This is a genomic window from Streptomyces sp. NPDC048057 (assembly GCF_040653095.1).
GTDB lineage: Bacteria > Actinomycetota > Actinomycetes > Streptomycetales > Streptomycetaceae > Streptomyces.
In genome coordinates, this window is record NZ_JBEZNF010000007.1 from 133,667 (window position 1) to 146,316 (window position 12,650).

At 71.5% G+C, this 12,650-nt stretch carries 12 protein-coding genes; 10 read left to right on the plus strand and 2 right to left on the minus strand.

The genetic code is table 11. The features are described from left to right. Positions 1 to 137: 137 nt before the first annotated feature. Together AB0E05_RS10140 and AB0E05_RS10145 are read right to left on the minus strand one after the other, a co-directional pair. The gene (locus tag AB0E05_RS10140) at positions 138 to 1,505 is read right to left on the minus strand and encodes a M14 family metallopeptidase (protein WP_361961296.1); all 1,368 of its coding nucleotides are present in this window, start codon (positions 1,503 to 1,505) and stop codon (positions 138 to 140) included. Positions 1,506 to 1,957: 452 nt separating this feature from the next. Further along, positions 1,958 to 3,655: a glycoside hydrolase family 18 protein gene (locus AB0E05_RS10145; RefSeq protein WP_361961298.1), complete on the minus strand. Its 1,698-nt coding sequence runs from the start codon at positions 3,653 to 3,655 to the stop codon at positions 1,958 to 1,960. Between the two features lie 557 nt (positions 3,656 to 4,212). Here AB0E05_RS10145 and AB0E05_RS10150 point away from each other — a divergent pair. The 10 genes from AB0E05_RS10150 (at position 4,213) to AB0E05_RS10195 (ending at position 12,636) form a co-directional block, all read left to right on the plus strand. Beyond that, complete coding sequence (locus AB0E05_RS10150; RefSeq protein ID WP_361961300.1) at positions 4,213 to 5,118, plus strand: hypothetical protein; 906 nt, start codon at positions 4,213 to 4,215, stop codon at positions 5,116 to 5,118. A gap of 83 nt (positions 5,119 to 5,201) precedes the next feature. Beyond that, entirely contained in the window at positions 5,202 to 5,915 is a 714-nt protein-coding gene (gene cpaB, locus AB0E05_RS10155; RefSeq protein ID WP_361961302.1) for a Flp pilus assembly protein CpaB, read from the plus strand. 7 nt (positions 5,916 to 5,922) lie between these two features. Next, positions 5,923 to 7,176, plus strand: coding sequence for an AAA family ATPase (locus AB0E05_RS10160; RefSeq protein ID WP_361961304.1), 1,254 nt, complete (start codon positions 5,923 to 5,925; stop codon positions 7,174 to 7,176). Then, positions 7,173 to 7,589: a TadE/TadG family type IV pilus assembly protein gene (locus AB0E05_RS10165; protein WP_361961306.1), complete on the plus strand. Its 417-nt coding sequence runs from the start codon at positions 7,173 to 7,175 to the stop codon at positions 7,587 to 7,589. The genes AB0E05_RS10160 and AB0E05_RS10165 overlap by 4 nt, the downstream gene beginning before the upstream one ends. Beyond that, positions 7,586 to 7,951 carry a TadE/TadG family type IV pilus assembly protein gene (locus AB0E05_RS10170; protein WP_361961308.1) on the plus strand — a complete coding sequence of 122 codons (366 nt, stop codon included), beginning with the start codon at positions 7,586 to 7,588 and terminating at the stop codon, positions 7,949 to 7,951. Before AB0E05_RS10165 ends, AB0E05_RS10170 begins: the two co-directional genes overlap by 4 nt. Before the next feature lie 70 nt (positions 7,952 to 8,021). Beyond that, positions 8,022 to 9,365: a CpaF family protein gene (locus AB0E05_RS10175; RefSeq protein ID WP_361961310.1), complete on the plus strand. Its 1,344-nt coding sequence runs from the start codon at positions 8,022 to 8,024 to the stop codon at positions 9,363 to 9,365. Positions 9,366 to 9,414: 49 nt separating this feature from the next. After that, positions 9,415 to 10,356 carry a type II secretion system F family protein gene (locus AB0E05_RS10180; protein ID WP_361961312.1) on the plus strand — a complete coding sequence of 314 codons (942 nt, stop codon included), beginning with the start codon at positions 9,415 to 9,417 and terminating at the stop codon, positions 10,354 to 10,356. Positions 10,357 to 10,372: 16 nt separating this feature from the next. After that, positions 10,373 to 11,260, plus strand: coding sequence for a DUF5936 domain-containing protein (locus AB0E05_RS10185; protein WP_361961538.1), 888 nt, complete (start codon positions 10,373 to 10,375; stop codon positions 11,258 to 11,260). 86 nt (positions 11,261 to 11,346) lie between these two features. Further along, positions 11,347 to 12,117: a response regulator transcription factor gene (locus tag AB0E05_RS10190; RefSeq protein WP_361961314.1), complete on the plus strand. Its 771-nt coding sequence runs from the start codon at positions 11,347 to 11,349 to the stop codon at positions 12,115 to 12,117. Between the two features lie 273 nt (positions 12,118 to 12,390). Next, positions 12,391 to 12,636: a hypothetical protein gene (locus AB0E05_RS10195; RefSeq protein ID WP_361530002.1), complete on the plus strand. Its 246-nt coding sequence runs from the start codon at positions 12,391 to 12,393 to the stop codon at positions 12,634 to 12,636. Positions 12,637 to 12,650: the final 14 nt, after the last annotated feature.

Sequence of the window (12,650 nt, forward strand, 5' to 3'; positions counted from 1 at the left end):
TCATCACAGCGGCGATACCACCACTAACGCACCGTGTCTCCGTGCGGCGGCGCGCGGCCCGTCTCCGGGCCGCGCGCCGGACGTGTGTCTTCTCACGTCGTCTTGCGTCGGCTCACTTCGGGTGTGTCACCGCCGTCTCAGGAGCAGTACTGCGCCTCCTTGCCGATGGAGCGGTACATGCAGTCGGCGTTCTCCAGCAGTTGCAGCACCGCGTCCCGGTTGCGGCTGGTCTCGCGCTCGATCACCTCGTCCGGCGGGTAGAAGCCGCCGCCTCCGAAGCCGGTCGGATACAGCTCGAAGGTGTAGCCGAAGATCTTCTGGTTGCCCCACAGCCAGTCGTCGATGGACCCGTCGGTGACGTACAGGTCGCTGGACTGCTGTGGGGTGAAGCCGTTGCTGGCGGCCATCTTCCGGCCGATCGCGGCGAAGGCGTTGCGGTCGTCCTGCGTCATGCCGGGCGCGGTGTCCGCGGTGGTGTAGCCGTACGGCCACAGCACCAGCTCGCTGTAGGTGTGGAAGTCGATGCCGGCGGTGATCTGCTGCTTGCCGCCCACGACCCGGCTGCGCACGAAGTCGGCGACCACCTTCACCTCGGGCGCGGACTCGGCGGCCCGGCCGCGGTAGGTGTCGGAGCCGGGGTTGGTGGAGGAGCCGCCGCAGCAGCCCCAGCGGAAGTTCCAGTTGCGGTTGAGGTCGGTGCCGACGGCGGTCGAGCCGGTGTTGGGCTGCCGGTTCTTGCGCCAGCTGCGGTACGAGCCGGAGGCGATGTCGTACTCGCTGCCGTCCGGGTTGAGGGAGGGCACGATCCAGATCTCGCGGCCGTTGACGGCGTTGGTGATCCGGGAGTCCGTGCCGTAGTCGTCGCCGAGTTCGCGCAGCAGGTACAGGGCCATCTCGACGGTCAGGTGCTCGCGCGCGTGCTGCTGCGCGGTGAAGAGGACCTCGGGCTCGTTCTCGTCGACGCCGACGTTGTCGCTGACCTTGATCGCCACGATGTCGCGGCCCTGGTGGGTCTTGCCGATGACCCGCTTGTTCATGATCGTGGGGTGCGCCGCGATGCGCTGGTCTATCGCCGCCATCATCTCCGCGTAGTTGTGGTAGCGGGAGTCGGCGGGCGGGAAGTCCAGCGGGCGGACATCGGCGTCGGTGCCCGCGCCGCGGGCCGGGGGCCCGGGCAGCGCGGCCAGCTCGTACCCCAGCGCCCGCAGCCGCTTCGCCTGGGCGGCGTCGGCGCTGACGACGACCGCGCGGGCGTCGACCTCGTCGATGGAGACCCCGGTGGCGGCGAGCCGGGTGCGCTCGGCGACTCCGGTGACGTCCTTGACCTCGTACTGGGTGATGCGTTCGGCGGCCTCGACGGCCGCCGCCGTGCGCGCGTCCGACGCGTCTGACGGGTTCGGTGGTGCCGCGTTGGCGGTGAAGGGCGCGGTGAGCGCGAGGGCCAGCAGCGCGGTGAGCGCCGCCGTCCGCGCGCCCCGGCCCCTGCCGCGGGTGCGAAGTCCCATGCTGTCTCCTGGAGGTGAGGGTGGGGGTGCCAGCACCGCACATGGTGGAGCCCTGACATGCTCCGGTCAATACGGTGTTCGACGGCGAACGCGCAACAGCGCCACCGGGACAGATCGGTGGCGCTGCTGGGTGTCGTACGGCCCCGGGCGTGGGGTTGGTGGGGCAATGCGTACGACGGGTTCGCGATGGCGCGGTTTCGCCGTGCGGCGGGCTGTGGTGCGGCGTCCGCGGACCGTGCGTGGTTGTTCGCGCAGTTCCCCGCGCCCCTAAAAACCTTCGCCCGGCCCGCAGGCGAATGACGGGGTCAGCGAAACAGGGGCGCTGGGGGTACCTCCCGTGCCCTCAGGGCACAGGGGGCGGAACTGCGCGACAAGCCCACCACCGGCCGGTGGAGACCGACGCGCCCGCAGGGAAACGGCGGCCATGTCTCCTGGCGCCCGGCCCGGAGGGCCTACGGCAGGTTGTGGACGTGCGGTCCGACGACGTTGGACCAGGCGTTGCCCGATGCCGCGTCCCAGTTGATGGACCAGGTCATCGCGCCGCGCAGGCCCGGGTAGGTCTTCGTCGGCTTGAAGTTGCCGCAGCTCGTGCCCTTGGCGAGGCAGTCGAGCGCCGCGGTCACGACCGACGGGGAGACGTAGCCGCTGCCGGCGCCACGGGTGGAGGCCGGCACCCCGATGCCCACCTGGGACGGGTCGAGGCCGCCTTCCAGCTGGATGCAGGCGAGCGCGGTGAGGAAGTCCACCGAGCCCTGCGAGTACACCTTGCCGTCGCAGCCGAGCATCGCACCGCTGTTGTAGTACTGCGTGTTCACGACGGTGAGGATGTCCTTGACCGCCGTCGCCAGCTTGAAGTACTCGGTCCCGGTCGACTGCATGTCGAGGGTCTGCGGCGCCATCGTCAGCACCATGTTCGTCCCCGCCTTGGCCGACAGCTGCCGGATCGCCTTGGTGAGGTACGTGGAGTTGATGCCGTGCTCCAGGTCGATGTCGACGCCGGTGAAGCCGTACTCCTGCATCAGGGCGTACGCGCTGTTGGCGAAGGCCGTCGCGGAGGCGTCGCTGTTGACGGTGACGTTGCCGATCTCACCGCCGACGGAGATGATGACCGACTTGCCCGCGGCCTTCTTCGCCGCCACGTCCGCCTTGAACTCGTCGACGTTGGCGTAGCCGAGCGCCGGGCTCAGGTTGAAGGTCAGCTGGCCCGGAGTGGTGGTGGCGTCCGCGAAGGCGACCGCGATGATGTCGTACTGCGGGCTGACGTCGCGCAGCTTCTGCACGGTCGCGCCGTTGTTGAAGTTCTGCCAGTAGCCCGTCACCGCGTGCTTGGGCACCACCGGGTTCGGGTTGGAGCCGCCGTCCTTGGTGCGGGCGGCGACCGCGGTGGACTTCGCGGACTCGCCGACCGCGTTCGTGGCGGTGACCTCGAAGCTGTACGAGGTGTTCGCCGCGAGCCCCGTCACGGTCGTCGAGGTGCCGGTCACCGAGGAGACCTTCACGCCGTCCCGGTAGACGTTGTAGCCGGTCGCGCCGGTCGCCGCGGCCCAGCTCAGCGGGACCGTCGAGGCGGTGGTGGTGCCTGCGGCCAGCCCGGTGGGCGGGTTGGGCACGACCGGGTCGGGGTCGTTGCCGCCGCCCCCGTCGGGACCGAAGACGCTGACGTCGTCCACGTAGTACGCGCTCTGGCCGAACCAGCCGTGGGTGTAGATCGTCACGGACGTGGTGCTGGCGCCGGTGCGGAAGGTGGTGGAGAGCTGGCTCCAGCCGGTGCTGCCGGGCGACCAGGTGGAGACGTCCGTGGTGCCGGTGCCGGTGGCGCCCAGGTAGACGTAGCTGCCCTGGACGTGGGCGCTCAGCGTGTACGTCGAGTTGGGTTTCACGGCCACGGTCTGGCTGCACTGGGCCTTGTCCTGGCCGGCGGGGGTGGCCTTGAGGGCCGAAGCGCCGGTGCGGACGGGGGTGGACGTGTTCGCGCCGCTGCCGCCGGAACAGGACCAGTTGGCGAGGCCCGACTCGAATCCTGCGTTCTTCGCGTTGTTGACGTCGGCGGCCATGGCCGGTCCTGCGGAGCCGAGGACGGTGAGGCCGGCGCCGACGGCGAGCGCCAGTGCTCCGCCGAGCCATCTGCGCGTGCGTCTGGTGGGTTCCACGTACTGCCTCCAGAAGTGTGGGGGGTGGGGGTGGAGGAACCGAAGAGGTGCGTGGGGGGTGGGAGCGGGGGACGCGAGGAGGAGGTGGACCGGAGACGGCGACCCCCGCTGGGCGTAAAACTGGTCCAGACCAATAGGGTTGTCAAGACTTCCGTCAACGATTCGTCCTCGACGGGCGGTCGTTCCCGGGCGTCTCGGCGCCGCGACGGGGACCGGCCGGGCGCTGGCTGACATGCGACGGGCATGCAGTCGGCACTTCGGGGGTAATCGGGCGCCGTCGCTCGGGGTTGTCGATGACTTTCAGCCAAATCCCCGGCGAGGAAGGGGAGTTTCCCGCCGAGCGCTGCGCACCGGGGTGGACGTGGACTCCCGTATAGGGGAACATCCGGGTTTGGTCCGCTTTGGCATGAGCGGAGCGTGCTCACGGCGCGGCTGTGAGTTCCAGCAGGGTGTTCTCTGGCTCTGACGTCGTGGATAAAGTGCTGCGCAGAGCAGCGAGCAGTACGTATCCGCGGTCACGGAACCCCCGGAGACCGTTGTCCGAACGGGGAACCAGCGTGCCGACCGCAATAGCTGTCACCAGCGCAGATCTCGTGCTACCGCCGACGGATCCGCACACGCCCACGGCCGCGCTGATCCCGTCGCCCGACGACGCCCCGCTGGAGAGCGCGCTCACCGACGTCTCCGTTCTGCTGGAGCAGTACGGATATGTCGTCGCCCTGTATCCCGCGACGATTCCCGTGGCGCACGAACGGCGCCTGCACACGGTGCGGTCGGTGTTGGAGAGCAATCGCATCGCGCTGATGAAACTGGACCTCCCGCCGCTCGCCATCGCCGTACTGGTGCGACAGCTGCGGCAGTTGTCGATCTGCGACTTCGGCGCCGGAATAGTCGCGTCCGCCGCCCGCCTGCTCTCGCACTACGTCCACGCCGGCGCCGTACTGCATTCCGTGGCCCGGCTCGACCGGGTCCCGGTCACCTTGAAGTCGCACGCGAAGTCATGGGTCCCCGGCGCCCAGTTCGGCGTGCTCGCCCATCCCGCCCCCGAGCTGGTCAAGATCGGCGCCGCCGACTCCCCGGCGCACCAGCTCACCGGACCCGACTTCGCCACCCGCCTGGTGTTCGCCAAGGGCCAGGCGCAACCCGACTGGGTCACCGGCACCCTCGCTCCCCAGTGGCAGGTCCAAGGCGTGGAGGAGGTTCCGCTGCCGGTCGCGTCGACGGCCTGGTGGGGCACCGGGAAACTCGTGGAATTCGCCGCCTTCCTGCCCGACGTCTCGATTCTCTACCAACTGGTCTCGTCCGTCCGCAGAGAGGAGTGCACCTGGTGCGGAATCGAACTCATCGGTGACGTCTGCGCTTTCTGTTCGGCCCCGCTCGCCGCGGCCGGTAACGGCCGCCACCTCGATCAGGGGCAGTTGCACCATTCCGGTGTCCCGGGCCGCGGCACGTCCGCAGGCTGACCCCCTGACCCCCTGAAGTCCTGCCACCTCTGCCTGCCCCGCCATCCCGTCCGTGACCGTTAGCGAACGAGGTTCCCCAGCTCATGAATTCACGTCAACGCCGAGGCGTCATCCTGATCGCCCTCTCGGTCCTCTGCGCCCTCGCCGCCGTCGCCGGGGTGATCTCCGTGATCGGTGACGTGAATTCGAAGGTCGGCCCCGAGGTGTCCGCCTACCGGCTGAAGTCCGACGTGGCCCCGTACACCGCCCTCACGCCCCAGCAGTTCGAAGAGGTCGACATTCCCGAGCGCTGGCTCTCCGACAGCGCCGTGCGGGACGTCGCCCAGGTCAACGGGAAGATAGCCGTCACCCGGCTCAAGAAGGGCTCGCTGCTCCAGGAAGACATGATCGTCAAGCGGCCCGCCCTCAACGCCGGCGAGCAGGAGATCGCCATCATGGTCGACGCCGCGACCGGCGTCGCCGGCAAGGTCAGCCCCGGTGACCTGGTGAACATCTTCGCCACCTTCTCGGGCAAGCGCGACAGCGACCCCGACGAGTCGCGGATCATCGTCTCCGGCGCCCGCGTCATCGACGTCGGCGAGCTCACCCCGATCGGCGCCGGCCGCAGCGAGCGCCGCGACGCCGCCCGCGAGGCGGTGCCCATCACCTTCGCCCTCACCACCGCGGACGCCCAGCGCGTCGCGTACGCGGAGTCCTTCGCCGAGAACGTCCGGCTCGCCCTTCTCGCCAAGGGGACCGCAGCAGCGTTGCGCCCCGGCGACAGCACCTACACCCTCGACGAAGACAAGAACAGGTGAGTGCTGCATGACCACACGCATCCTGCCGGCCGTCGGCGACCCGGACGCGGCCCGGTCGATCACCACCCTGCTCAGCCAGCTCCCCGACGTGGAGCCGGCGCCCGCGGTGGGCGACTCGACCTCGCTGCTCGACCTGCTGGCCCGGTTGGCCGCCGAGTCGCTCGACGAACTGCCCGAGGTCGTGCTGGTCCACGAGCGGATCGGCCCGGTGCCGGCGCTGGAGCTGATCCGGGAGGTGGCGCTGCGCTTCCCCGCCGTCGGCGTCGTCCTGGTCACCGTCGACGCCGGGCCCGGCCTGTACTCGGCCGCCATGGACTCCGGCGCGCGCGGGCTGCTCGGGATGCCGCTGTCGTACGAGGACCTGGCGCAGCGCGTGCAGGCCGCGGCCGGCTGGTCCACCGGGGTGCGCCGCCACCTCGGCCACAGCGCCGAGCCGGTGTCCGGGGCGGGGGGCACCGTCGTCACCGTCAGCGGGGCGAAGGGCGGCGCCGGCGCCACGGTCACCGCCGTTCAACTGGCCCTGGCCGCCCGTGCGTCCGGCCGTACGGTCGCCCTGGTCGACCTGGACCTCCAGGCCGGTGACGTGGCCTCCTACCTCGACGTGCAGTTCCGCCGTTCCATCGCCGACCTCGCGGCCATCCAGGACATCTCGCCCCGGGTGCTCCAGGACGCCGTCTTCGCCCACCAGACCGGCATCGGGCTGCTGCTGGCGCCCGCGGAGGGCGAGCGGGGCGAGGAGGTCGGCGACCGGGCCGTGCGCCAGGTCGTCAGCGCGCTGCGCACCCGGTACGAGGTCGTCGTCGTCGACTGCGGCACCCAGGTCACGGCCGGGAGCGCGGCGGCGATCGAGAGCGCCGACACCACCCTGCTGGTCACCACGCCCGACGTGGTCGCGGTGCGCGCCGCCAAGCGCATGGTGCGGATGTGGGAACGGCTCCAGATCCGCAAGGCGGAGGAGACGGTCGTCGTCGTCAACCGGCACACCCGCGGCACCGAGATCCAGCCCCCGCTGATCGAGAAGATCACCGGCACCCGGGTCGCCAAGGCGGCGGTGCCGGCCGGCTTCAAGGAGCTCCAGCCGGTGGTGGACGCGGGCCGGATGCAGGACCTGGAGGCCAAGTCGACGGTGAAGCAGGCGCTGTGGAGCCTCGCGGGGGAGCTGGGGTTGGTGCGCGCCCAGGCCCTGGAGCCGCAGCAGAAGCAGAGCCGGTTCCGTGGCGACCGGGGCTCGATCGGGCTGCGTAGGGCGCGGTCGAAGTGAACGCGCGGACGGCGCTGCGTCGCGGACGGGGCCCCGGCGGTCGGTCCCGCCTCGCCCGGGACGACCGGGGGCAGGCCACGGTGGAGTTCGTCGGCACGCTCCCGATCATCCTCGTCACCGTGGGGCTGCTGTGGCAGGCCGCCCTCACCGGGTACACCTTCGCCCTCGCCGGGAACGCCGCCGACGAAGCGGCCCGCGCCGGCGCCGTGGGCGGCGCGGACGCCTGCGCCGCGGCGGCCCGCCGCACCCTCTCCGGGGCCTGGCAGGGCGTCGCCACCAACTGCCGCGTGGACGGGGAGATGTACCGGGCCACGGTGGAGCTGCGGGTGCCCGCCCTCTTCCCCGGCGGCATCGACCTGCCCGTCACCGTCCCCGGCGAGGCCGCCGCACCGAACGAGGAGCGGAACAGGTGAGGGCGCGGCGCGACGACCGGGGCCAGGCCGCGGTCGAGTACGCCGGGATCGTCGCGCTGCTGGTCTTCCTCGCCCTCGCCGCCATCCAGCTCGGCGTCGTCGCGTACGCCGCCCAGCAGGCCGGCACCGCCGCCCGCACCGCCGCCCGCTCGGCAGCCGCCCCGGACGGCGACGGCCGGGCCGTCCCCGCGGGCCGCGCCGCGATCAGCGGCTGGCTGGCGGACGGCACCGACATCGACGCGGGGCGGTGCCGGGACGGCGACGACGAGATCTCGGTGACCGCGTCCGTCCAGGTCCCCGCGCTGCTGCCGCTGCTCGACTTCGACCCCGCCGTGAGGACCGTGACGATGCCCTGCGACTGACCTCCGCCACCACCGCGTACACCCCGTCGGTAAGACCCCTGCAAATCCTGGGAGATTGGGAGATGAGGACATGAGCCTGCGGGCGCGCATCAGCAGCCCCGAACCGGTCGGCGGCCGGGGCGAGGTCACCCGTCTCGTCGCCGTCTACCGGGCCAAGCTGCTGGAGGAGATCGACCTCGCGGAGATGTCCGCGCTCGCCGCCGCCGACCGGCGCGTCCGCCTGGAGCGGGTCCTCGGCCACATCATCAGCCGCGAGGGCCCGGTGCTCTCCACCGCCGAGCGCACCCAGCTCATCCGGCGCGTGGTCGACGAGGCGCTCGGCCTCGGCATCCTGGAACCGCTGCTGGAGGACGCCTCCATCAGCGAGATCATGGTCAACGGACCCGAGCAGGTGTACGTGGAGCGGGCCGGCCGGCTGGAGCTGCTGCCGATGCGCTTCTCCTCCACCGAGCAGCTGATGCAGACCATCGAACGCATCGTCTCCACCGTCAACCGCCGGGTCGACGAGGCCAATCCGATGGTCGACGCCCGGCTGCCGTCCGGCGAGCGCGTCAACGTCATCATCCCCCCGCTCTCCCTCAGCGGCCCGATCCTCACCATCCGCCGCTTCCCCCGCGCCTTCACGCTCCAGGAGATGATCGCCATCGGCTCCCTGGACGAGCAGATGACGCTGCTCCTCGCGAGCCTGGTGCGGGCCAAGTTCAACGTGATCGTCTCCGGCGCCACCGGCACCGGGAAGACCACCCTGCTCAACACCCTGTCCGGGCTGATCCCGGAGGGGGAGCGGATCGTCACCATCGAGGACTCCGCCGAACTCCAACTCCAGCAGTCGCACGTCATCACCCTGGAGAGCCGCCCGCCGAACGTCGAGGGCAAGGGGCGGGTCACCATCCGCGACCTGGTCCGCAACTCCCTGCGCATGCGCCCGGACCGCATCGTCGTCGGCGAGGTCCGCGGCGGGGAGACCCTGGACATGCTCCAGGCGATGTCCACCGGCCACGACGGCTCCCTGGCCACCGTGCACGCCAACAGCGCCGAGGACGCGCTGATGCGGTTGCAGACCCTGGCGTCCATGTCCGAGGTGGAGATCCCCTTCGCCGCCATCAAGGACCAGATCAACAGCGCCGTCGACGTCATCGTCCAGCTCACCCGGCACGCCGACGGCTCCCGCCGGGTCACCGAGATCGCCGTGGTCGACTCCGCGGGCCGCGAGGAGTACCGGATCGTCTCCGTCTGCCGCTTCGAGGCCCAGCCGATGTCCGCCGACGGGCGGGTGCACGGCCGGTTCGCGTACCACCCGGTGCCGCGCCGGATCGCCCAGCGGCTCCATCTGAAGAACGAGGTCCTGCCGCTGGTGTTCGGCGTCGCCGGGGCGGACGGGGAACTCGTCGTCCGCGGAACGCGCGCCGGATGAGCCCGGTCCCCCACCCGCCGCCCCCTACTGGAGAAGGTCCCCGCCCGACATGAACCCCCTTCCGCTCCTGACGATCGGAGCCACCCTCCTCGCCGGGGTGCTCGGCGTCATCGGCGTGCACCACTGGTCCCGGGGCCGGGCCCAGCGGCAGGCGCTCGTCGAGCGCATGGCGCAGACCGGACTGCCCGCGGCCCTCCCCGGCCGGCGCCGCCGCTTCGCCGCCGTCGACCGCAGGGTGCGGCGGACCCGGTACGGCAGACGCCTGGAGCGCCGCATCAAGGCGACCGGCCTCGACGTCACCCCCGGCGAGTACGTCGTCTACGCCGTCCTCGTGCTGCTCGTCGTCTACGTCGTCGTCGCCGCCGTCCTCACCCCCTACTTCGGGGTGCTCGCCGCGCTGGCCGGCGCCTGGGGCGCGAACGCCTTCCTCACCTGGCAGCAGCAGAAGCGGACCGAGGCGTTCATCAACCAGCTCCCCGAGCTGACCCGGGTCCTCGCCAACGCCACCCAGGCCGGCCTCGCCCTGCGCACCGCGCTCGCGATGGCCGCCGAGGAGCTCGACGACCCCGCGGGCCAGGAACTCGGCATCGTCGCCGACCAGCTCGCCGTCGGCCAGAGCCTCGACGACGCCCTCGGCGAGCTGGGCGACCGACTGCCCTCCCGCGAGCTGATCGTCCTCGTCACCACCCTGATCCTCGCCAACCGCGCCGGCGGACAGGTCGTCAGCTCCCTGCGGAACCTGACCCAGACCCTGGAGGAGCGCAAGGAGACCCGGCGCGAGGTCACCACCATGCTCTCCCAGATCAAGGTCACCGCCCTCGCCGTGCCGCTGCTCGGCTTCGGCTTCCTGCTGATGATCAACACGATGACCCCGGGCGCCCTGGACGAGATGACCGGCAGCCTCACCGGCCAGATCGCCACCCTGATCGCCATCGGCCTCTACACCGTCGGCGGGCTCCTGATCCGCCGGATGTCCAGGATCCAGGTCTGAGGAGGACCACCAGATGATCTCGCTCCTCCTCGCCCTCGTCCTCGGACTCTCCGTGTACGGGGTCTTCCACGGCATCCGGATGTACCGCGCCGACGCCAAGCTCCCCGGGGACCTCGCCCTCGCCCTGGAGGTCGGCGCCAGCCGCACCAGCGCCGTCGGCTCCGGACTCGACCGGCTCGGCATGCGCTACGCCCCCGCCGTGCTCGGCGCCATGGGCCCCAAGCGGGTGGACGCGCTGCGCCGCCGGCTCGACATGGCGGGCAACCCCGGCGGCATGACCGTGGACCGCTACGCCGCCCGCCGCGCCGTGTACGGGGTCCTCGGCGTCCTCGCCGCGTTCTCCATGCTGCTGCGCGGCCAGTTCCTGGTGGCGATCGCGGCCCTGGCCTTCGGGCTGGTGTGGACCGACGTCGTCATCCGGGCCGCGATCCGCCGCCGCCGCGCCGACATCGAGCGCACCCTCCCGGACTTCCTCGACGTCCTCGCCGTGGTGGTGTCGGCCGGCCTCGGCTTCCGCCAGGCCCTGGAGCGGGTGGCGGAGAAGTACGAGGGCCCCTGGTCCGACGAGGTCCGCATCACGCTGCGCCAGATGGACATGGGCGTCAGCCGCCGCGACGCCTTCGACCAACTGCGCCGGCGCAACGACTCCGAGCAGGTCTCGATGTTCGTCACCGCGCTCCAGCAGGGCGAGGAGCTGGGCGCGCCGATCGTGGACACCCTGATCCAGATCGCCACCGACATGCGCCGCACCGACGCCCAGCACGCGCGCCGGGAGGCGGCCAAGGCCGTCCCGAAGTCCACGCTCGTGGTCACCCTGGTCATGCTGCCCGCCACCATGATCCTGATCGTCATGAGCTTCTACTACGGGTCGGGGGTGGACCTCGGGGACGTGCTCGGCGGCTGAGCCGCCCTTGCCGCCGCGTCCGACCGGCGGTTCCGTACGCGAACGCCGCGCCCTGACCACCCCCCACCCGAAAGGAGGCAGCCGCCGTGTCGCCCCCGCCGTCGACCACCGGTGAACGCCCCGCCCCGCGCCTGCGGATCGTCGTCGCCGACGACGACCCCGTCGTACGCGCCGGACTGACCGCCCTGCTGCACCAACACCCCGACCTCGTCGTGGTCGCCGGGGTCGCCGACGGCCCGGCGGCCCGCGAAGCGGTGGCCCTGCACCGCCCCGACGTGGTCCTGTTGGACGTCCGTACGCGCTTCGGCGACGGGCTTGACGCGCTGCCGCACCTCGCCCGGATCGCCCCCGTCCTGACGCTGACGCACGACGGCACGGCGGGGGCGGTGCGCGAGGCGCGGCGCCGGGGAGCGTGCGGCCACCTCGTCCACGGGGAGTTCACCGCGGGCCAACTGGCCGCCGCCGTACGCGATGCCGCCGCCGGCCGCCCGGTCTCGGGGCCGGCCGCGTCAGACGCCCGGACCGACGGAGCTCGGGGCGCCGCCGAGTTCACCCGACGGCCTTCGCTTTCGCAATCGAATGTGGGACATTCGAGCACGGAGCCCGGGCCCGCGGCGCTCGACCGGTCGCACGGGGTGGTCACCGCGCTGAGCCGACGGGAGGTGGAGGTGATGGAGTTGATCGCGTCCGGCCTGACGAACCAGCAGATCGCCGCCTCCTGCTTCATCAGCCACAAGACCGTGAAGAACCACATCAACCGCATCTTCGCCAAGTTGAACGCGGGCAACAGGGGCGAGGCGATCGCCGTCTGGCGCGAGCTGCCCGGCCCGGCGGCGGGGCGGGAGGTCGGCCCGTGAGGACCGAACACCGGCCCGCGGGGCCCGAACGCCCGTCCGGCGCGCCCCCCGTCGAGGACCACGAAGTCGACGAGCGAAACCCCCTCATTGTGGATCAACTCGCCCGCCCTGCTCGACGTTGGGCCCTGGGACCTATTCGCTTCCGCCGCACCTCGGCATACAGTTCAGACGCTGCCATCCGTACGTACCGCGAGGGAGTCGTCACGGCGGGTGGCGTCAAGGACTGGTACGAGCCCGGCGGGCATCGGGCCGTCGGCGCCGAAGGGGAAGACGATGTCGAACGTGACGCTGAAGGCCGTGGTCAGGGCCCGGGTGTACATCGGGACGTGGACGGCGGCGACGGCGCGCGCGATGCGGGAGCGCGGCGACCGTGGACAGGGCGCGGTGGAGTACGTGGGCGTGATCGTGCTGGTGGCGCTGATCATCGCCGCGATCGTGGGCTCGGGCGTGGCCAACGACATCGCCACGGGCCTCAAGAACAAGGTGGCGGACGTCCTGAACACGGGCGGCGGGAAGTAGCGCGCCGGTCCGCC

Coding starts and splice junctions, on each gene's coding strand:
- AB0E05_RS10140 (WP_361961296.1), bottom strand. CDS start 1,505: ATGGGACTTCGCACCCGCGGCAGGGGCCGGGGCGCGCGGACGGCGGCG.
- cpaB (WP_361961302.1), top strand. CDS start 5,202: ATGAATTCACGTCAACGCCGAGGCGTCATCCTGATCGCCCTCTCGGTC.
- AB0E05_RS10160 (WP_361961304.1), top strand. CDS start 5,923: ATGACCACACGCATCCTGCCGGCCGTCGGCGACCCGGACGCGGCCCGG.
- AB0E05_RS10175 (WP_361961310.1), top strand. CDS start 8,022: ATGAGCCTGCGGGCGCGCATCAGCAGCCCCGAACCGGTCGGCGGCCGG.
- AB0E05_RS10180 (WP_361961312.1), top strand. CDS start 9,415: ATGAACCCCCTTCCGCTCCTGACGATCGGAGCCACCCTCCTCGCCGGG.
- AB0E05_RS10195 (WP_361530002.1), top strand. CDS start 12,391: ATGTCGAACGTGACGCTGAAGGCCGTGGTCAGGGCCCGGGTGTACATC.